The organism is Carnobacterium sp. (assembly GCF_045617425.1).
Classification (GTDB): domain Bacteria; phylum Bacillota; class Bacilli; order Lactobacillales; family Carnobacteriaceae; genus Carnobacterium_B.
This window is the reverse complement of the sequence record NZ_JAZLIO010000015.1, coordinates 1-19,891: the sequence shown is the minus strand read 5'-3', so window position 1 is coordinate 19,891 and position 19,891 is coordinate 1. Positions and strand designations below refer to the sequence as shown.

17 protein-coding genes are annotated in these 19,891 nt (G+C 36.2%); 8 read left to right on the top strand and 9 right to left on the bottom strand.

From position 1 onward, the window contains the following. Window positions 1–79 precede the first annotated feature (79 nt). From ACKI3H_RS07460 to ACKI3H_RS07425, 8 genes are all read left to right on the top strand, one after another. Window positions 80–946, top strand: coding sequence for an MBL fold metallo-hydrolase (locus ACKI3H_RS07460; protein WP_407371650.1), 867 nt, complete (start codon window positions 80–82; stop codon window positions 944–946). Between the two features lie 265 nt (window positions 947–1,211). After that, window positions 1,212–2,432 (top strand): acyl-CoA dehydrogenase family protein, encoded by a 1,221-nt coding sequence (locus tag ACKI3H_RS07455; RefSeq protein ID WP_407371649.1) that lies wholly within the window; start codon window positions 1,212–1,214, stop codon window positions 2,430–2,432. Between the two features lie 173 nt (window positions 2,433–2,605). Then, window positions 2,606–3,496 carry a LysR family transcriptional regulator gene (locus ACKI3H_RS07450; RefSeq protein WP_407371648.1) on the top strand — a complete coding sequence of 297 codons (891 nt, stop codon included), beginning with the start codon at window positions 2,606–2,608 and terminating at the stop codon, window positions 3,494–3,496. 266 nt (window positions 3,497–3,762) lie between these two features. Continuing rightward, window positions 3,763–4,941: an acetyl-CoA C-acetyltransferase gene (locus ACKI3H_RS07445; RefSeq protein WP_407371647.1), complete on the top strand. Its 1,179-nt coding sequence runs from the start codon at window positions 3,763–3,765 to the stop codon at window positions 4,939–4,941. Between the two features lie 51 nt (window positions 4,942–4,992). Further along, window positions 4,993–6,114: an acyl-CoA dehydrogenase family protein gene (locus ACKI3H_RS07440; RefSeq protein ID WP_407371646.1), complete on the top strand. Its 1,122-nt coding sequence runs from the start codon at window positions 4,993–4,995 to the stop codon at window positions 6,112–6,114. Window positions 6,115–6,157: 43 nt separating this feature from the next. Continuing rightward, a complete protein-coding gene (locus ACKI3H_RS07435) occupies window positions 6,158–7,012 on the top strand; it encodes a 3-hydroxybutyryl-CoA dehydrogenase (RefSeq protein ID WP_407371645.1) in 855 nt (284 codons plus the stop codon). Window positions 7,013–7,027: 15 nt separating this feature from the next. Next, window positions 7,028–7,813, top strand: coding sequence for an enoyl-CoA hydratase-related protein (locus tag ACKI3H_RS07430; protein ID WP_407371644.1), 786 nt, complete (start codon window positions 7,028–7,030; stop codon window positions 7,811–7,813). 35 nt (window positions 7,814–7,848) lie between these two features. After that, entirely contained in the window at window positions 7,849–9,189 is a 1,341-nt protein-coding gene (locus ACKI3H_RS07425; RefSeq protein WP_407371643.1) for an acetyl-CoA hydrolase/transferase family protein, read from the top strand. 64 nt (window positions 9,190–9,253) lie between these two features. On the opposite strand, the gene ACKI3H_RS07420 is transcribed toward ACKI3H_RS07425, so the two are convergent. The 9 genes from ACKI3H_RS07420 to ACKI3H_RS07380 all read right to left on the bottom strand — a co-directional run bounded on the left by ACKI3H_RS07420 (window position 9,254) and on the right by ACKI3H_RS07380 (window position 19,600). Then, window positions 9,254–10,255, bottom strand: a complete 1,002-nt coding sequence (locus tag ACKI3H_RS07420; protein ID WP_407371642.1) for a LacI family DNA-binding transcriptional regulator — start codon at window positions 10,253–10,255, stop codon at window positions 9,254–9,256. A gap of 39 nt (window positions 10,256–10,294) precedes the next feature. Beyond that, the gene (locus ACKI3H_RS07415) at window positions 10,295–11,344 is read right to left on the bottom strand and encodes an aldose epimerase family protein (RefSeq protein WP_407371641.1); all 1,050 of its coding nucleotides are present in this window, start codon (window positions 11,342–11,344) and stop codon (window positions 10,295–10,297) included. Then, entirely contained in the window at window positions 11,328–12,848 is a 1,521-nt protein-coding gene (gene galT / locus ACKI3H_RS07410; protein ID WP_407371640.1) for a UDP-glucose--hexose-1-phosphate uridylyltransferase, read from the bottom strand. The genes ACKI3H_RS07415 and galT overlap by 17 nt, the downstream gene beginning before the upstream one ends. A gap of 15 nt (window positions 12,849–12,863) precedes the next feature. Then, entirely contained in the window at window positions 12,864–13,862 is a 999-nt protein-coding gene (gene galE / locus ACKI3H_RS07405; RefSeq protein ID WP_407371639.1) for a UDP-glucose 4-epimerase GalE, read from the bottom strand. Then, window positions 13,859–15,037, bottom strand: a complete 1,179-nt coding sequence (locus ACKI3H_RS07400) for a galactokinase (RefSeq protein ID WP_407371638.1) — start codon at window positions 15,035–15,037, stop codon at window positions 13,859–13,861. Before ACKI3H_RS07400 ends, galE begins: the two co-directional genes overlap by 4 nt. A 125-nt stretch (window positions 15,038–15,162) precedes the next feature. After that, on the bottom strand, window positions 15,163–15,672 hold the full coding sequence (locus tag ACKI3H_RS07395; protein WP_407371637.1) for a hypothetical protein: 510 nt from the start codon (window positions 15,670–15,672) through the stop codon (window positions 15,163–15,165). Window positions 15,673–16,145: 473 nt separating this feature from the next. Then, the gene (locus ACKI3H_RS07390) at window positions 16,146–17,402 is read right to left on the bottom strand and encodes a metal ABC transporter solute-binding protein, Zn/Mn family (RefSeq protein ID WP_407371636.1); all 1,257 of its coding nucleotides are present in this window, start codon (window positions 17,400–17,402) and stop codon (window positions 16,146–16,148) included. Window positions 17,403–17,511: 109 nt separating this feature from the next. Then, on the bottom strand, window positions 17,512–18,480 hold the full coding sequence (locus ACKI3H_RS07385) for a ZinT family metal-binding protein (protein WP_407371635.1): 969 nt from the start codon (window positions 18,478–18,480) through the stop codon (window positions 17,512–17,514). 265 nt (window positions 18,481–18,745) lie between these two features. After that, complete coding sequence (locus ACKI3H_RS07380; RefSeq protein ID WP_407371634.1) at window positions 18,746–19,600, bottom strand: DegV family protein; 855 nt, start codon at window positions 19,598–19,600, stop codon at window positions 18,746–18,748. Window positions 19,601–19,891 lie beyond the last annotated feature (291 nt).

The window sequence follows — 19,891 nt, the reverse complement described above, 5'->3', positions numbered from 1 at the left end:
TTCTTTGAATAAATAAAAAAGGATGCGTATAATCTACTGGGAATAAGTGGGAACGCTTTTTTATAAAAGGAGGGCAAAAATGGATAGTTTAGTATTTCATGATATGAGGTTAACGTGGATGGATGGTGGAATAACATCTATGGACGGAGGAGCAATGTTTGGTGTCGTTCCTAAGCCGTTATGGTCACGCAAATATCCAGTCAATGAAAAAAATCAAATTGAGTTACCAACCGATTCGATTCTGATTCAATATCAAAATAAGAATTATTTGATTGATGCTGGAGTAGGACAAGGGAAATTATCCGATAAGCAACGACGCAATTATGGAGTTGTGGAAGAAACCAAAATAGAAAAAAGTTTGGCAGAATTGGGAATGACAGTGGCCGATATCCATGTCGTATTGATGACCCATCTGCATTTTGATCATGCAGGCGGACTAACACATTTGGAAAATGAGGAACTTGTTTCTACTTTTCCAAATGCGGACATTTACGTTAATGAAATTGAATGGGATGAGATGAGAAATCCAAATATTCGCTCCAAAAGCACGTATTGGAAAGAAAATTGGGAGCCTGTTCAGAATCAATTTATTACGTATCAGGAATCGCTTGAAGTCGTACCGGGAATTGAGATGATCCACACTGGAGGCCATAGTGACGGACATGCTGTGATCAAATTGACTCAAGAAAATGAAACATTGCTGCATATGGCAGATATTATGCCAACACATGCACATCAAAATCCTTTATGGGTCTTAGCTTACGATGACTATCCAATGACATCTATATTCAGTAAAGAAAAATGGATGAAAGAAGCGTATGAAAATCATTATAAATTCATTTTTTATCATGACGCGTATTATCGCATGATTGAATGGGACGAGACCGGAAAAAATGTAGTGGATTCATTGAAACGAAGTAAACCAGCATATATTACATTTACCTAAATCAAACAACACTATTTAATAGCTGATTGTAAGAATCAGTTTTTGGATAGTGTTTTTATTTTTGTCATTTATTAAAAAAACTAAAATTATTTTTAAAGAAAAGCATTAAAATATAGGTTTTGAGAGGAGTGTTAAGTTCTTCTTATACCTTCTATAATTTATGATAAGTAGACTGGAAATTTAAAATGGCTTAAATTTAAATTTGTAAGCGGTTTAAATAAAAAGAAAACCAATTAAAAAACTAACGAATTAAGGGGCGGTTAAAATGATGAACACCATGACGAAAGAAAGACCAGTTGATTTAGCTACTTTTTACCCATCAGATCTATATGAGTATTCAAGCGCTTTAACAGATGGAGAATTAACAGTTTTAAAAGAATTACGTGAGGCACTTGAAATCCATTTACGTCCAGTATTAAGTGAATATTGGGAAAAAGCAGAGTTTCCTTTTGAAGCTTTTGAAAAAATCAAAAAAGTAAGGATGATGGACAATCCGTTATTATTTGAAGGTCGTAAAGATAAACGTAAACCAAGCGAATTATACAATGTTTTTAGATATTTTGAGTTAGCTAAACTAGATGCTTCTATCGCAACATTTTACACAGTTCATGGTGGATTATTCTATGCAACCTTGTTACAAGGCGGAAATGATGAACAAATCGAACGCTGGGCTGAAAAAACAGCTTCTTATGAGATTCAAGGTTGCTTTGCTTTAACCGAACCCGAACACGGTTCAGACATTGCTGGAGGATTAGCAACTACTGCACGTAAAGAAGGCGATACTTGGATCATCAATGGAGAAAAACGTTGGATCGGTGGAGCTGGATCAGCAGACGAAATGGCTGTGTTTGCTCGTGATGAAGTGGATGGAAAAGTTAAAGCCTTCATGATTCCTGGTAAAGCTGAAGGGGTACATGTTCAAAAAATCGAAGGGAAAACTTCACTTCGAATGACACAAAATGGGCATATTACATTTACAAACGTTAAAGTTGGAGAAGACCGTAGATTACAAAATGTGAATTCATTTAAAGATGTAGCAGGTATTCTACGTATTACGCGTGCAGATATCTCGCATTTGGCGACAGGATTAACAGCAGGTGCGTTTGAAGCTGCTTTACGTTACGTCAAACAACGCGAACAATTTGGCAAGAATTTAGGATCATTCCAATTGGTTCAAGAAAAATTGTCTATCATGCAAGCAAACGTAACGGCTAATTTAAGTTTCTCTGTACGTTTAGCTCAAATGCAAGAAGAAGGCAATTATCGCGAAGTTAATTCATCAATGGCTAAAATGCACAATGCATTACGCATGCGTGAAACTGTCGCATTAGCTCGTGAAGTAGTAGGTGGAAATGGGATCACGCTAGAAACAGATGTTGCACGTTTCTTTGCAGATGCAGAAGCTATTTACTCTTACGAAGGAACACATGAAATCAACGCATTAATTGTTGGTAGATATTTGACCGGTGTAGGTGCATTTGTTTAAGTGCTACTAAAAACTCAGAAAACGGGATCATTGATCCTTGTTTTCTGAGTTTTTTTGTCTACTTTTGCATAAACATCCTTAACCATGGTATTCTATACATAGATATAAATAGTTATTATGATATAAACTGGTCCCAAAAGAAATAATCAAAAGAAAAAGGGGAATAGCAGGAATTGGATATTACACAATTGAATTATTTTATCAATATTGTTGAATGCGGTTGCAATTTATCGTTAGCAGCCAAAAAAATTCATATCTCGCAATCAGCTTTAAGCCAAATGATCACTAACTTTGAAAAAGATGAAGAATTAAGTCTCTTTTATCGTAAAAATGGAAGACTAGAAGAAATGACGCCAAGTGGCATTAAGTTATACAAGTATGCTTTAGATATTTTAAAAATGCATGGTGAAATGAAAAATATGATTCGCAAAGAATCATCCAAACAAAAAGGGACGATCCGTCTTGGTGTGCCTTCTTTGATTCTACGTGTTTTCTTTTCCAACTTCTTCTCTAAATTCATCGTAGAAAACCCGGAAATTAAAATTGAGATTGTAGAAGATGGCTGTAATGAGTTGAGAAGGATGTTTTTGCAAAAAGATTTAGATTATGTCGTATTGATTGAACCAACGAACCTTGACCCGAAAGCCTATGAAGAGCATGTAATTCAAATTGACGAATTGACAGCTTTTATGTCATCGACTCATGATTTAAGTAAAAAGAATAAAATCAATTGGACAGAAATTGATAATTACCCAATCGCTACATTTAATGAATCATTTGTGACCAACGATTTAGTTAAACGAACGTTTAAAAAACAACAGTCAAAGGCAGAGATTATTTTCACGTCTTCCTCGTGGGATTTTCTAATTGAAACCACACGTTACTCAGATACAATTGCTATCTTACCTTCACCGATTGGCCGCTATTTAAATAGCGAGGATTATGTAGAGAAATCATTTAAGAACCCAATTCCTTTTAATGTTCTACTGTGTCGACCTATAAAAACAAATTATTCAGCTGTCGAAACAAATTTACATGAATCTGTTTTAAGTTATTTTTATTAAGCAATGGAACAATCCTGGAAATTGGTTTAAAATTGTGCAAAAAATTCCTTTACAAAAATACGAAAGACCCGATGTTTTTATCCGGTTCTTTCGTATTTTTGTTTTTGTATGAACACACTTTCACAAAGGTATTAATAAAACTTATTGAATCTGTAATATAAACTTGTTAGACGTTTAGGTTCAATCCATTTATGATAACAATGTAAACGCTTCATAGGAATTTAAAAATTTGATAAAAACAGGGAAATTATTTGGAGGGAATTTACATGACAGAAGCAGTAATCGTATCAGCGCTAAGAACACCAGTTGGGTCGTTCGGAGGAGCTTTTAAAGATGTATCAGCCGTTGATTTAGGAGCAGCTGTTGTAAAAAGAGCCATTGAAAGTATTGGTTTAGATCCAGCAACAATTGATGAGATGATATTTGGAAACGTTTTAAGTGCAGGTTTAGGGCAAAATGTTGCTAGACAAGTAGCTATAAAAGCTGGGATTCCTAAACATGTTCCATCTTTTGCTATCAATAAAGTATGTGGATCAGGGTTGAAAACGGTTGCTTTAGCAGCACAATCGATTCTTTCAGGAGACAACGAAATTGTTATTGCCGGTGGAACCGAAAGTATGAGTCAAGCACCATATGTATTGTCTGATGCACGTTGGGGTAAACGAATGGGTAATGGTCACATGATTGATACAATGTTGAAGGATGGTTTAACGGATGCCTTTACCGATATTCATATGGGCGTAACAGCAGAAAATATTGTTGAAAAATATCAATTTACTCGTGAACAACAAGATGAATTAGCGGTTCGCAGTCAAAATAATGCTGAGAAGGCTGTAATGTCTGGCCGATTCAAAGAGGAAATCGTTCCAATTGAAGTTCCTCAACGTAGAGGAGAACCTAAAATAGTCGATACAGATGAACACCCACGTTTTGGTACAACAAGTGAATCAATGGCGAAATTAAAACCCGCTTTCAAAAAAGATGGTTCAGTAACAGCAGGAAATGCCTCAGGATTGAACGATGGAGCAGCTGTCTTGATCGTTATGAGCCGTGAAAAAGCAGATGAGTTAGGAATGAAACCTCTAGCTACTATCAAGTCATATGCAAGTGCAGGTGTAGATCCAAATATTATGGGATGTGGTCCAATCCCAGCGACTCAAAAAGCTTTGAAAAAAGCTGGTTTAACAGTAGAAGATTTAGATTTGATCGAAGCAAATGAAGCTTTTTCGGCACAAGCATTAAGCGTCATTACCGATTTAAAATTTAACACGGATATCGTTAACGTCAATGGTGGTGCGATTGCTTTAGGACACCCAGTTGGAGCTAGTGGTGCTCGTATCTTGGTCACTTTACTTCACGAAATGGAAAAACGCGATTCAAAATGTGGATTAGCAACCTTATGTATTGGCGGAGGACAAGGAATGTCACTGATTGTTGAACGTTAAGAACTAAAAAAATGTACGCTGGTAGAAAATGTAAGAAAGGAGTATCCAAGTATGACGAATGAAACAATGAACCATTTGATCAGTCAAGTTGCCGTTTTTTCCAAAACTGTCATCCGACCAATCGCTTCTGACTACGACAAAACAGAAGCATTTCCTGAAGAACAACTAAATCAACTAAGTGATATGGGCTTTTTACGGATGCCGTTTGATCGGTTGCATGGAGGACTTGGTGGATCATTTGAAGATTTATTGGAAGTCATTCGGATCGTATCAAGAGATTGTGCATCAACAGCGAGTATCTTGTTGACCCAAACATCTATGAGCCTTTGGCCAATCTATCAATATGGCACGGAACGACAAAAACAGATGTATCTGCCGGCTATGTTGAGTGGAGAAAATTTTGGTGCATTTGGACTAAATGAGTTAGGGATGGACAATGATCTTGAAAACATGGAAACTCTTGCAGTTGAAAAAGAAAATCATTGGGAATTGAGTGGAGCTAAAGCATTAGTTTCAAATGCTGGGAAAGCCAACGTTTATTTGATAGGAAGTAAGACCCTGACTAAAGATGGTACAAGCGGATACGGTATCTTTATTGTAACAGCTGGAATGCGAGGTCTTACTATAGGAAATAGAGAAGAAAAAATGGGTATACGCGCTCTTCCGGTGGCTTCACTTAAGTTTGATCAGATATGCGTTTCAAAAGAAAATCTATTGGGTGGCAGCTGTAATGGAGAAGAACAATGCCAATCTATTAGCGATCATATGCGACTGTCTATTGCTGCCCAAGCGATAGGAATCGCTGAAGGATCTTTTGAACGAGCGTTAAACTATGTTAGTCAAGATCGTAAATTTGGGCAACGACTGATCGATTTACGCAATACACAATTTAAACTTGCTGAAATGTATACAGAATTACAAGCTGCGGCTGCACTGTTGGATCAAGTAGCGAAAAACGGTCAACTTGATTCAAGAATGGTCGCTATGGTTAAGTTGAAAGCTGCAAATACTGCTATCGAAATGACTGAAATGGCCATTCAAGTAACTGGCGGTTACGGATACATGAGGAACAATGATATCGAACGTTACGTCAGAGATGCTAAGTTAACAGCCATTTATGGTGGCACTTTAGAAACACAAAAAGACACGATTGCAAAAAATTGGATCAACTAATCGTAAGGAAAAGTAAGAGTTACTTATTTAGAGGAGTGAAATAATGGAAATTAAAAAAATTATGGTGATCGGATCAGGACAAATGGGCAGTGGTATTGCGCAAGTTATGGCACAAGCTGGATATGATGTTATCTTGAATGATATAAAAGAAGAATTAGTGCAACGTGGATTCGCTAAGATCCAAAAAGGACTAACTCGTGAAGTTGAAAAAGGCCGTAAAACAGAAGACGAAAAAGAAAGCATTTTAGCTCACTTTACGCTTTCAACGGATATTCAAGATGCAAAAAAAGCACAACTAGTCGTCGAAGCCGCAACAGAAAACAAAAAAATCAAATTAGCTATTTTTAAAGAACTTGATGAAATCACAGATAAAGAAACGATTTTAGCCAGTAATACGTCTTCTCTTTCGATTACAGAAATTGCTGCAGCGACTAATCGTCCAGAAAAAGTTATCGGATTGCATTTCTTTAATCCGGTTCCTGTTATGAAATTAGTAGAGATCAATCGAGGATTGGCAACCAATGATGAAACAACAGCAACAGTTAAAGCACTGAGCGAGAAAATAGAGAAAGTTACGATCGATATCAAAGATTCACCAGGGTTTGCCGTTAACCGTATTTTGATTCCAATGATCAATGAAGCCATTTTCACGGTGTATGAAGGTTTAGCAACACTTGAAGAAGTGGATGAAGCAATGAAACTAGGTGCAAATCACCCAATGGGTCCAATTGCTTTAGCAGATTATATTGGATTAGACGTTTGTTTAGCCATTATGGAAGTATTGTATACAGGATTTAATGATTCAAAATACCGTCCTTGTCCATTATTGAAAAAATACGTAGAAGCTGGCTGGCTGGGTAGAAAAACGGGTAAAGGGTTCTATGACTACGCTTCATAAGGAGAGAATAGAGAAATGACAGAATACAACACACTTACTTTAGAAAAAACAGAAGGCATCGCTATTTTAACCATCAATCGACCTAAGATGTTGAATGCATTAAGTCAAGAAGTCTTAGAAGAATTGTCAGTTGCACTAGATGAAGTGGAAAAAGATGTTGTTACTCGTGTACTGATTGTGACGGGTTCAGGTATTAAAGCTTTTGTAGCTGGTGCTGATATCAAAGAAATGAAAATGAAAAATGCAGTCGAAGGAAGAATTTTTTCTTCGTTGGGAAATGCAGTTTTTTCAAAACTAGAACAATTGCGTCAGCCGACTATCGCTGCTGTTAATGGATTTGCGTTAGGTGGAGGTTGTGAGCTTGCTTTAGCTTGTGATATTCGTATCGGAGCTGAGAATGCAAAATTTGGGCAACCTGAAGTCGGATTGGGAATCATTCCAGGGTTTGGTGGAACACAACGGTTGCCACGTCTTGTTGGAATAGGTAAAGCAAAAGAATTGATTTATACCGGGGCAAATGTTGTTGCTGAAGAAGCATATCGCATTGGTTTATTGAATAAAGTAGTAGCTGTTGAAGACTTACTAGAAGAAACAAAAGAGATGGCTAAAAAAATAATCAAAAATTCGCCATTAGGTGTTGAGGGCAGTAAAAAAGCAATCGATCAAGGCATGCAAATGAGTATACAGCAAGGGCTTGCATTAGAATCCGAAGTTTTTGGAGCTTTATTTGCTACTGACGATCAAAAAGAAGGCATGAGTGCTTTTGTTGAAAAGCGTAAAGCACAGTTTGAAAACAAATAAAAAATAATCAATTATCTGATTGGGGGATTTTAGATATGTTAGAACTATACAAGAAAATGTATGAAAATAAAAAAACAACAGCACAAGAAGCGGTACAATTGGTCGAACCAGGCGATGGGATCATTTTCCCCATCATGCCAGGTGAACCCCCAGCATTATTGGAAGCGTTACCTAGTAACGAATCATTAAACGGAAACAGCTTATACCGGATGCTACCAAGCTTTCCGACAGTAGACATCTCGTCAGCTAAACTAAAACAAGTTTCCATATTTTTATCAGGAATGGACAGAAAAGGGTTTACTCAAGGCAATATCGATTTACTGCCAAATCACTTTTCTGATATCCCAGCATTGCTAAAAAGACGTACCGATCGTCCAGTGATTATGGCAACAGTATCGCCAATGGACGAAGACGGCAATTTCTCTTTAGGAACAAGTCCTTCTTATGTTGCTTCATTGATCGAAGATGCAAAAACCATTATTCTTGAAGTCAACAAGCACATGCCACGTACATTTGGTGCCAAAAATAGCATTCACATCAGTGAAGTTGCAGCGTTAGTTGAACATGATTTTGAATTGCCAACTTTACCTAGCCCTAAATTAAGTGAAAAAGATTTGGCGATCGGTAAAATTATTGCTGAAACGGTGAAAGATGGAGATACGGTTCAAATTGGTTTTGGTTCAATGCCAAATGCTGTAATGGATTACTTGATGGATAAACGCAATTTAGGTGTTCATAGTGAGATGCTTCCAGACAAAATTGTGGAACTCTATGCAAAAGGCGTGGTCAACAATAAATATAAAACGACTTATCCAACGAAAACGGTTTCTACCTTCGCAATTGGGTCAAAACAATTATACGAATTTATGGATAACAACAGAGATATATTGATGTTGCCATGTGATATGACAAATGATATTCGCGAGATCGCTAAAATCGATAATTTAAAAGCCATCAACTCGACAGTTGAAGTGGACTTTTTAGGTCAATGCAATTCAGAAACGGTGAAAGGTTCTTATTATTCATCTACAGGTGGACAAGCTGACTTTACTAAAGGAGTCAGATTAGCTAAAAATGGCTGTGGGATTATCTGCTTGTATTCAACAGCTAAAAACGATACTATTTCGACAATAGTGCCTGAACTAGCTTTAGGATCAGCTGTATCAACGTCTAAAAATGATATTGATACGATTGTAACGGAGTATGGAAAAGCCGAATTGATTGGAAAAACTGTACAAGAACGTGCAGAAGCCTTGATTGAAGTAGCACATCCTAATTTCCGAAAAGAATTGCGCCAAAAAGCCATTGGAAAACACTTTATTGTGGAAGAAGCAGTTGCTGAAAAAGAAGAAACAATGGTCATGATGGAAGGCTAAGAGGATAACGGAGAAAGGACATTCTTAAAGTTCAATTTTGAACGCTAAGAATGCCCTTTTTTAGTTATAGATTTAATTTAGTGCTTTCGCGTAAAATTAGATCTGTTGATAAGGTAACTTTTTTTGCAACTGTTCTTTCAGTATTTAATTTGTCTAGCCATAGGTCAAAACCGGTTTCGCCCATTAATTCTGTATACACTTTTACTGTGCTAAGTGTAGGATAGATATACTTAGCTACGCTGATATCATTAAAGCCGATGAGACTGACGCGGTCTGGGACGGATATCCCTGCTTCTTGTAAGGCTCTTAAACAGCCGATAGCCATGGAGTCATTTGAAATAAAAAAGGCATCTGGTAAGTCGTCTTTTAATGTCTCGATAGCCTTTTTCATCAGTTCTTGGCCGGATGCGACATTAAAAGAACCTGTAAAAACATGGTTTTCATTGTATATTCCAGCTTGGTTCATGTAATTCTCAAAAATCGTCGTTCGTTTATCAATGATCGGTTTAGATCTATCGCCAAAATTTTCTTGTCCAGCAATCAAACCAATATTTTGGTAACCGTTTGTACAAAAGTAATCCAAAACAGAATTTACTGCTTGTTCAAAATCGATAACAACCGAGTCTAGTTTACGATGAAGTTGATCGAAATCAACAAAACAGATATTTTCTGTCCATGAAGTAAGTTTAGTTACTTGAGAATCGCTAAATTTTCCAATCGCTATGATACCTTCGATGGATGAATTCATTTCAAAATCTGTATTTTGGAAAATACGGACGATTTCATAGTTCATTTCTTCTGCTCTTTTTTCTACACCTAAGCGGATAGATAAGTAATAGAGGTCATCTAATTCTTCTTTTTCAGTGTACCATTGAACAATGGCTAATTTACCTTGTTTGCTTGCTTTTTTCTTTTGGTATTTCGTGTATTCTAGAGCTTCAGCAACTTCAAACACTCGTTTTTTTGTTTCATCACCTACTGATAATGTCTCGTCATAATTGAGTACTCGAGATACGGTTGCGCTTGAGACACCTGCTTGTTCGGCAATGTCTTTAATTGTTGCCATGTTCTCACCACTTTCTTTTCAAGTCTATTTATTTAATCATTATAGCATTGTATCAAAGCGGTAAGTTGTTTCAGCTTGAAAAATATCAGTTGGTTTAAGAATGATATTTCCGAATTTTTTTTGATTGATTGCATCCGGTAATTGTTGAGTTTCTAAAGTAATCCCTGCATAGTGTTCAAGTAATGTTCCTTCTTTTGTATGTTTTCCATCTAATGAGTCCGTAGCATAAATAACAACAGCGTCTTGATCCGTAAACATCTGTACCCGTCTGCCACTAATTGAGTCGTATAAAACAGCTTCCGGTTTTTGGGACAGGTGCTCAAGAACAAATGGATGATCATACCCAGCTACTAATTTATTTTGGGGATGTGAACTCTCAAACCCTTTGCTTACTGTATCTGCTATTGTGAAGTCGAACGGTGTTTCATTTACAGGTAACAGGTTCCCGGTCGGAATAGAGTCTTCTCTAAGTTCAGCGAACAAATTACTCGTCAAGGTTAATTGATGCTGTTTGATTGTGTGTGTTGGGTCGCCAGTCAAATTAAAGTAAACGTGATTGGTCGGATTAAACAAGGTTGTTTCATCAGTTGTGGCATGATAATTGACTTTCCAATCGTTTGATTCCGTCAATGTATACGTCACTTGTATTGCTAAATTGCCAGGATAACCATTTTCATTGTTGAGACTCTTGTATGAGAAAATCAATTGTGCTTCGTTTTCAGTAGAATTAGTTTTTACTGACCAAATTTTGGTGTCCAAACTATTTTTTCCACCATGCAAATGATTGCCTTTTTCATTTGTTTCGAGTTGGTAATTTTTTCCTTCCAATGAAAACTTGCCTTTATCAATCCTTCCTGCAACTCTTCCAACTGTTGCACCGTAGAAAGGGCGATAGAATACATATTCATCTAACGTATCGTAGCCTAGTACAATGTTTTCAATCAACCCATTCTTATCTGGTACTCGAATGGAAGTGATAGCTGCGCCATAAGTTATAGCGGATAAAGATACACCTTGATGATTCGTCAAAGTATATTCTTGAATAAGCTGTCCTGAAAGTTCTCCAAAATCTTTAATTGAAATTTTCAATCTTTTCTCCTCCTTTTGAATGAGCAAAACTATTTATAAATCGTTTGAAAGCAGCTTTTCCTTCAGCAGTCTGTTTATACACACCAGCGTCTTCTAGTACTTTCAAAAAAACTGATCCAACGGCATCTTCAATGGTTTTTTCAACCGTTTCTTTTGTGATTATTTTTGTTCTTTTTAATTCATCCGCCCATTTTTGATGAGAAATATTTAGTCGATGAGGTTCATCTAATAAGTAATGTTCAACTTCCGCCAGTTCTTTTTTCAGTCTTGGTGGTAAGATAGCTAAGCCCATTACTTCGATTAGCCCGATATTTTCCTTTTTAATATGCTGAACATCCTGATGAGGGTGGAAAATTCCATCAGGATACTGTAGGGTGGTACGATTATTGCGCAATACTAGGTCTAATTCATAGTGATCCTTTTTATACCTAGCAATAGGTGTAATCGTGTTGTGAGGTTCTCCATTTGTTTCAGCAATAATAGCTGCTGATTCATCTGAATAGCAACGCCATTGATCTAAAATAAGAGTCGCTGCTTCAACTAATTCAGTTTGATCAGAACTTCTTAGACGGATGACTGACATTGGCCATTTGACAAGACCGGCTTCTATAGAAGGATAACCTGTTAACGTAAAGGGAAAGTCTATCGGTGCTTCGGCCATTGCAAAAGTGTGACGGCCACCTTGATAATGGTCATGAGACAGGATTGAACCTCCTACTATCGGTAAATCAGCATTAGATCCAACAAAGTAATGCGGAAACTGTTCAACTATACTCAACAGTTTCGTGAAAGTAGCTTTTTCTAACTTCATAGGTTTATGCTCTTGAGATAAAAAAATACAATGTTCTTCATAATAAGCGTAAGGAGAATACTGCAGACCCCAGTTCTCATTAGTTAAAGGTAGACGGATGATGCGATGGTTACTTCTGGCAGGATGGTTCAGATGTCCCTCGTATCCTTCGTTTTCCATACATAATAGACAAGTAGGATATCCAAAAAAAGCAGGAGCTGTTTTAGCTAAAGCAATCTGCTTAGGGTCTTTTTCTGGTTTTGATAAATTGATCGTGATTTCCAAATTACCAAAATGTGTAGATTTGATAAATTTGATATTCTTCTCAATTGCTCGTGTCTTAATGTAATCATTTTCCCGACTAAGATGATAAAAATAAGTTGTAGCAGCTATAGGACTTTCTTGATAAAGCTCCCAAAATGTTCGGTTTATCTCAGAAGGTAGGGGAGTGATAAGGTTCATTATCTTTGCGGATAGAATATCTCTTTCAGATTCATTATTTCCAATTACTTTTTCCTGAACAGCATAATCGACTAAAGAGTCCATTGTTTCCAAGCGATTTGGTAATGGATTAGAAGCTTTTATGCCTAAAGCTAAAGTTTGTTTTCCAATCAAAGCGAGCAATTGATTTTGTTTAAGAAGAACATCTAACGGATGAATTTCTTGATTTTGATAACCGATTTGAATGAAATCGGTTACTGCTTGATCGATCATATACATTCATCCTTTCTAATTTTGTTTATCTGCATAACCATGAGGAGAGTTTTTATGCCAATTCCAAGCTGATGCTATGATATCATTTATGTGCGTATATTGAGGTTTCCAACCTAGAATAGTTTTTGCTTTCTCACTTGAAGCAATTAATATGCTGGGGTCTCCATCTCGACGTACAGCTACAGTTGCAGGGATTTCTCTTCCAGTAACTTCACGTGCTGTATTCAGTATTTGTTTTACCGAAAAACCGTTACTGCTGCCCAAATTAAAGATAGTACTTTTATTTTCTGACTTTAAATATTTCAACGCTAAAATATGTGCTTCTACTAAATCGACGACATGGACATAATCACGAATACACGTACCATCTGGAGTAGCATAATCGTCTCCGAAAATGGTTAATTCATTTCTTTGTCCTAAAGCCGTTTGTAAAACAAGAGGAACTAAATGTGACTCAGGTGAATGATCTTCACCAATACTGCCATCTAGTTTTGCTCCAGCTACATTGAAATACCTTAATGCTACAAATTTCATATCATAAGCTTTGTCACACCATTTCAGTATCTTTTCCATCATCAATTTTGTTTCTCCATATGGACTTTCAGGATTGGTGTCTGCAGTTTCCTTAATGGGGATTTCTTTAGGCTCACCGTAAGTAGCAGCTGAAGAAGAGAATACAATTGATTTAACAGCGAATTTCTGCATAGTTTCTAAAGTTACTTGAGTACCATAAACGTTATTATTAAAGTATTGTAGCGGTTGCTGCATTGATTCTCCTACTAAAGAATTCGCTGCAAAGTGCATAACTCCTTCAATCGACTCTTTTTCAAAAATAGATTCCATAAAGGCTTTGTCACGAATATCTCCTTGGTAAAATCGGACTTCCTTATGAATCGCATCCCGGTGTCCAGTTTGTAAATTGTCGATTACTGCTACATCATATTGTTGTTCAATTAATTGGTCAACGGCATGAGAACCGATGTAGCCGGCTCCTCCTAATACTAAAACTGTCATGCTGATTCCTCCTCAAGTAATTTAGGACCATCACTAATTTGAGCGATATAAAACTCGCCAGGGTAGCCGATTTGATCTAGGTATTGTTTTCCAACTTGGTCAATAAAATTATCTATTTTATCGTTTTCAGCGATTGCGATGGCACATCCGCCAAATCCTGCACCCGTCATTCGTGCACCTAAAATCCCTGGCTGATCCCAGGCAGCTTGAACTATTGCGTCCAATTCTGGTCCAGTTACTTCATAATCATCTCTCAAGGAAACATGTGATTCATTCATTAATTGACCAAACTCTTCCAAATTTCCAGCCTTTAAAGCTACGGCTGCCTTGAGTGTCCTTTGGTTCTCAGTTACGGCATGTCGTGCTCTTTTTAGAATGGTTTTATTTGAAAGGGCTGATTGATGGTCAGCAAAAGTTTGTTCGTCTAATTCTCCTAATGAAGAAACAGTAAGAACGTTTTGCAATTCCGCTAATGCCTGATCGCATTCACTGCGTCGTTCATTGTATTTAGAATCAGCTAACTCACGTCTTTTTTTAGTGTTCATGATAACAATTGACTGATTTTCTAACACCACTGGAATCAATTCATAGTCTAAAGTGTTGCAGTCTAATAAAATCGCTGTATCTTTTTCGCCTTTACCTACTGCAAATTGATCCATAATACCTGAATTGACCCCGATAAAATCATTTTCCACTCGTTGCCCAGTTTTAATCAACTCTAATCGATCAATATCTAAATCAAATAATATTTGCACTATAAATCCTGTCAATAACTCAATTGAAGCGGAAGAGGAAAGACCTGCTCCGTTTGGAATATTGCCATAATAAAGGATATCCAATCCTTGATTGATAGCATAATCCGATTCTTTTAAAAATTTAATCATTCCTTTAGGATAATTTGTCCATTTATCGGCTGGATTGTATTCTAAGTTATCTAAATCAATCGATATAACTCCTAATTCAGAAAAATTTTCAGAATAAAAGTTAATGATCTGATCTTCTCTTTTTGCAGCTAAACCATATGTTCCTAAAGTAATTGCGCAAGGGAAAACATTTCCACCATTGTAATCAGTGTGTTCTCCAATTAAGTTGATTCTCCCTGGAGAGAAAAACGCTTTCATATTTGTTTGTTTAAAAAGTTCTGTAAATTTTGTTTTCAAAGCAGTTAAATCCATTTGTGTTTCCTCCTTAATAACTTTTTTGTTACCCTTAGTTTAAATAATTTAGTAAATAAACACAAGTAAAATTTAGTAAAAATAAATAAAAAATAGGGATACATATTGAATCCCTAAAATTAAGATTAAAAAATGATTTTTTTTGCAAAAATGAGTAATAAAAGCGCAATAATGAAAAATAATATAGGCAATAAAAAAGATGAAACCATTTGTAGCACAAAGGTCATGTGTGTGTATATCTTTTCAAAAGTTGTTTGAAAACCTACAAATAAGAAATACAAGGCAAATAAAGGCCAAGAAAAAATAAGGTTATAGATCAGTAGTAGCACTAACAATTGACCAAATGTTGGTTGAAATTGCTGAACAACTGTCAAATAGGCAATAAAAGGAGCAGCGGTTGAAAATTCAACGACCGTAGTTGTAAAGCCAATACTTATCAAAGAAGCTGGAGTGATTTTTTTGTCAGAAAACTTCAATTCTAGTTCTTTTGACTCATTATCACTCTTATCCATAAGAAACTGTCTGGTTTTCCAATTGATTAAAAAAGATCGAATACTGTACCAAATAAGAACACTACCAATAATAAAAGCTAAGAGCGCAGTTGGAAATGCGAGTACTGTCCAATAGGTTGACAAAAATTGTTCATTTAAAATCGATACACTGGTATAGAAAATAAAGCTAGCTAAATAGTTTGTTAAAAACAACGTTACAATGTAATACCAAATGTGGTGTGTCTTTTTTAACAGACCTTGTAAAGTAAATTGTTGGGCGATAGCAAAGGGGTTAAAAGAATCTATAAAACTAGTAACAACGGTCAAACTAATAAGTGAAAAAATAATAATCTCCTCCTAAACATAAAAAAGGATACACGTAACTTCTACTCCTGCAGGGCCTATCGGAGTAGAAAATACGTATATCCTAGGTTTACTCGGCAGCAAACCAAACGTTATCAATTTAATAGTTATAGTAACAAAAATTCAGGAGACCTGTCAATAGTGCTAATAGACTTGAGTAATTTTAAAATTTCCGGCTAGAACCGCCACCAACTCCTTGAAAAAGGTGTTCTCTCTCTTAAAATAATCACCTATTACAATTATCCAATCATCAATCAACGAATACTTAATTGTAAAGCCTTCAAATTCTTACGCATTAAACTTAGATAGTCCATGCCTTCATCTTGCATTTCTTGAGAAACACTTTCGAGATCATATAAAACTTCTATATCAGTATCTGTTTCTTTTCCTACTGTTTGTGCAATAGAAGAGTCTGCACCTTGTTGATAATAAATAACAGGAACATCATATCCCTTAACTAATTTACTGATTTCCGCAATACGTGAGGGGCTAGGTTCTACTTCAGTAGAAATGCCTCCAACAGCAATTTGTTCTAAGTTGTATCGCTGAGCAATATACCCGAATGCTTGATGTTGAACGACAAACACACGATTAGTTGCAGAAGACAAAGCTGTTTTATACTCTTCATCTAATTTTTGAAGTTCTAAAATAAATTTTTCAGCATTTTCTTCATAGACGGCTTTTCCCTCAGGGTCAGCCTGAATCAATGCATCTTTGATGACGGTCACTTGGTCTTGAGCTAATACTGGATCTAACCAGATATGAGGATCTGAACCTTCATGATCATCGATAACGATCTCAACTGTATCAGATTCAGCGTATGGAATACCAGCTTCGTCAGAAAAGACAACTTTGACATCAAAACTTTCACCAATTGTTTCATATTCAAATGTCTCCTTTGTTTGATCTGAGACTGCCTTCCAGTCTGCGTTAGCTTCACGAATATACCATTGCAGTTTAGTTGAATCTTTCATCTCAGTTGAATCGGAAACAAGTTGAACAATATCTCCAGTATGGTAGTGACCAGCTAGGCCATTAACTTCAACGGTAGTAGGTAGATCTCCATCCACATCCACTTCAAGGGACTCATCACTGTGATCACTGCTATCTGTATGCTCATGTTCATGCGTTTCAGTACTAATAAAATTATCAGCATCAGCTGTACGAACAGCAATAAGGTCTTCACTATCAAGTGAATTCATCAGGCTACCAACCCAAGGTTCCATTTCACCACTACTGTAAACAAACACATCTGCATCATTTATAGTAGCAACATCTCGAGCACTTGGTTCAAAACCGTGAGCATCTGTTCCAGGTTTTATGATCATAGAAACATCAGCGCGATCACCAGCTACTTCTTTTGTAAATTCATAAACTGGGTAAAAAGTGGTAACAACTGATAATTCTGAGCTATTCTTTGTTTCGCTGTCAGATTGCTCTAGTCCACATCCAAAAAGAGTCATACCTGCAAATAAACTGAGCATACTTGAAACAAACCATTTTTTTTTCATATTTTCCTCCTGAATCCATTTGCCAAACGCATTCAACAAATGGATCGTTATCAATTAATTTGAAATTTGTTTATGGATAGTACATTTAAAAAAATGAGTTTAAAATAGTTTAGTGCGCTAACATATCTTGAACAAGTCCAGTTGCATCTAGGTCAGCAGGATAATAAGTTGGCCAGTTATCCATTTCTTCTAACACGGTGTCTCTGTCATCTCCCCAGAATAAATGATAATGGTGAGATTCTTCCGGGAAAATATTGTGGTCACTAAATTGAATGTATTCAGGCATTTCTTCTGAACCGTTAACTAACTTAAAGACAAAACGTACGCCTCTATTTCCCTTTTCGTAATTAAGTATCTCATAGCCATCATTTTCGTAAGTTCCCGAATAGTCTTTTTCATCATCATAAAAAGTAACTTGATTTCCCTCAATAACCACTTGATCAACAGTTGTTTCATATCCAATAGTGTAATAGTCTTTGTATTCTTCAGCAGTCATAGCGTCACTTTCTTCTGCTTTATGTTCAAAGACTTCATCTAAATCACCAGACTGAAGGTAAGGAAAGACAGATTGCCATTCTCCTTCAAAATCGGATAGTTCACGATTTTCTACTTGATTATCTTCAAAATAGCCTGCATAGATTTGTTTGCTCGCTTCATCATGACCATGGTGGTCATCAATAACAATTTTAGCTGGTTCCGATTCAGCATAAGGTTCATCATTATCATCTACTAAGGCAGCTTTGATTTCTAACCCATCAGCAGTAGCTTCTCCAATAAAGTCTTTAGTTCTTTGACCAGCAACAACTTTCCATTCGCTTTCTTCGTTTTCTCTTGTATACCACTGCCACTGAGTTGTTCCAGTTTCTTTTTCTGGCAGAGCACTTAGTTCAACAGAATCACCTGTATGGTAGTGATCTGCTAAACCATTAATTTCAATAGTTTGATTCTCATAACTTTCAGCAGCTAGATCGCTCATACTACTTTGTGATTCTTGGTCTGAAGCAACATTGTCTCCACATGCTACTAATAGAATACTAACAGCAACCAATCCTATGTATTGACTTAACTTTTTTTTCATTTATTCGTCCTCCAATGTTTTTAAAACGTAATCATTACGTTTTAAAACTTAACATGTTTCTATATATATTGTCAACAAAATTATATGACTTTTTGTTTTAGTCTAAGAAAAAATGAAGGATTAGAACTTATAATTACTGATAGGACTTGAAAGGAATCATTTAGAGATAAATAAAATTAAAAAAACTACTTTAAGGAACCTGTAGGTAAACAGGTTCCTAAAAGTAGCTTTTTAATGAATAATTTAATTAGAAAGTTTTTATGAGCTAGTTCTTTTCGATTCCAATAATACCAAAAGCACCAGGCCCGCCATGGCTTGAAATAACAGAACCAGCTGAGAACCAAGAAGGGTCATTGTAACCTGCTTCTTGCAACAAAGATTTAGCGAATTGTTTATGATCTTCACTCAATCTTTTTGTCCCACCAATGATCAATGTCTCTGGATCAATGTCATAATTCTTAATGAAATCCTTAACGGTATTTTTTAGACAACGATCAAACGATCCGCGATATTTTTTTGAAGCCACTAAATAGCCGTCCTTAAGAATAATAGTAGGGTGAAGGTTCAAAAGGGATGCACCAAGATACGCTACATTTGAAACTCGTCCTCCAGCTTTCAAATAAAGTAAGGATTGAGGCAAGAAAACAAAACGTGTACGTTCACGGACATCTTCCACAAAAGCAACAATTTCTTCAGCCGTGGTATTTGGATTATTTTCAATGAATCTTGCAGTTGCAACAATCACAGCAGTTAAGCCGCCGGAAACATTTTTACTATCAACGATATGAATATTTTTAAAATCTTCAGCTGCAATAGTGCAAGAAGTATAAGATACTGTTGTGACTGCTGAGTACGCAATATGAATAATGTGAGCTTCTGGAAAATTTGCAAAGATTTGTTCAAAAACAACACTGTTATCTTGTGGAGTCGTTCCCGCAGTTTTTGGCAAGGTACCGGTTTGATCATAAAACCGATAAACATCTTCAACGTCAAAACTGCCGTCATCAAAGGTCTCCGAACCCATAGTAACATGCATGGGGATAACTTGAATGTTGTAGCGTTCGATAAGTTCTGAAGATAAGTCAGATCCGCTCTCAGTAGTGATAATAAATTTTGTCATGATTTCCTCCTGTTGTCTATTCTAGAATATATAGTTGTGATAATCATATCATACGTAAAGAGGAAGAGATACTGATAATAAGTTGTATTTAAGTAGCATACTAATGAGATCGAAATGTTATTTTAATAATATGCTTCGACATACTGTAAAGCGTATTACATGATACTCTTTCCTTATTCCTTTATACTAAATAGTGTAATAATTCATAGAAAGGATGAAAGTAAAATGACAAAAATTGAGAAATTCGAATTAAATGATGGAACAAGTTTGCCGGCTATTGGATTTGGAACG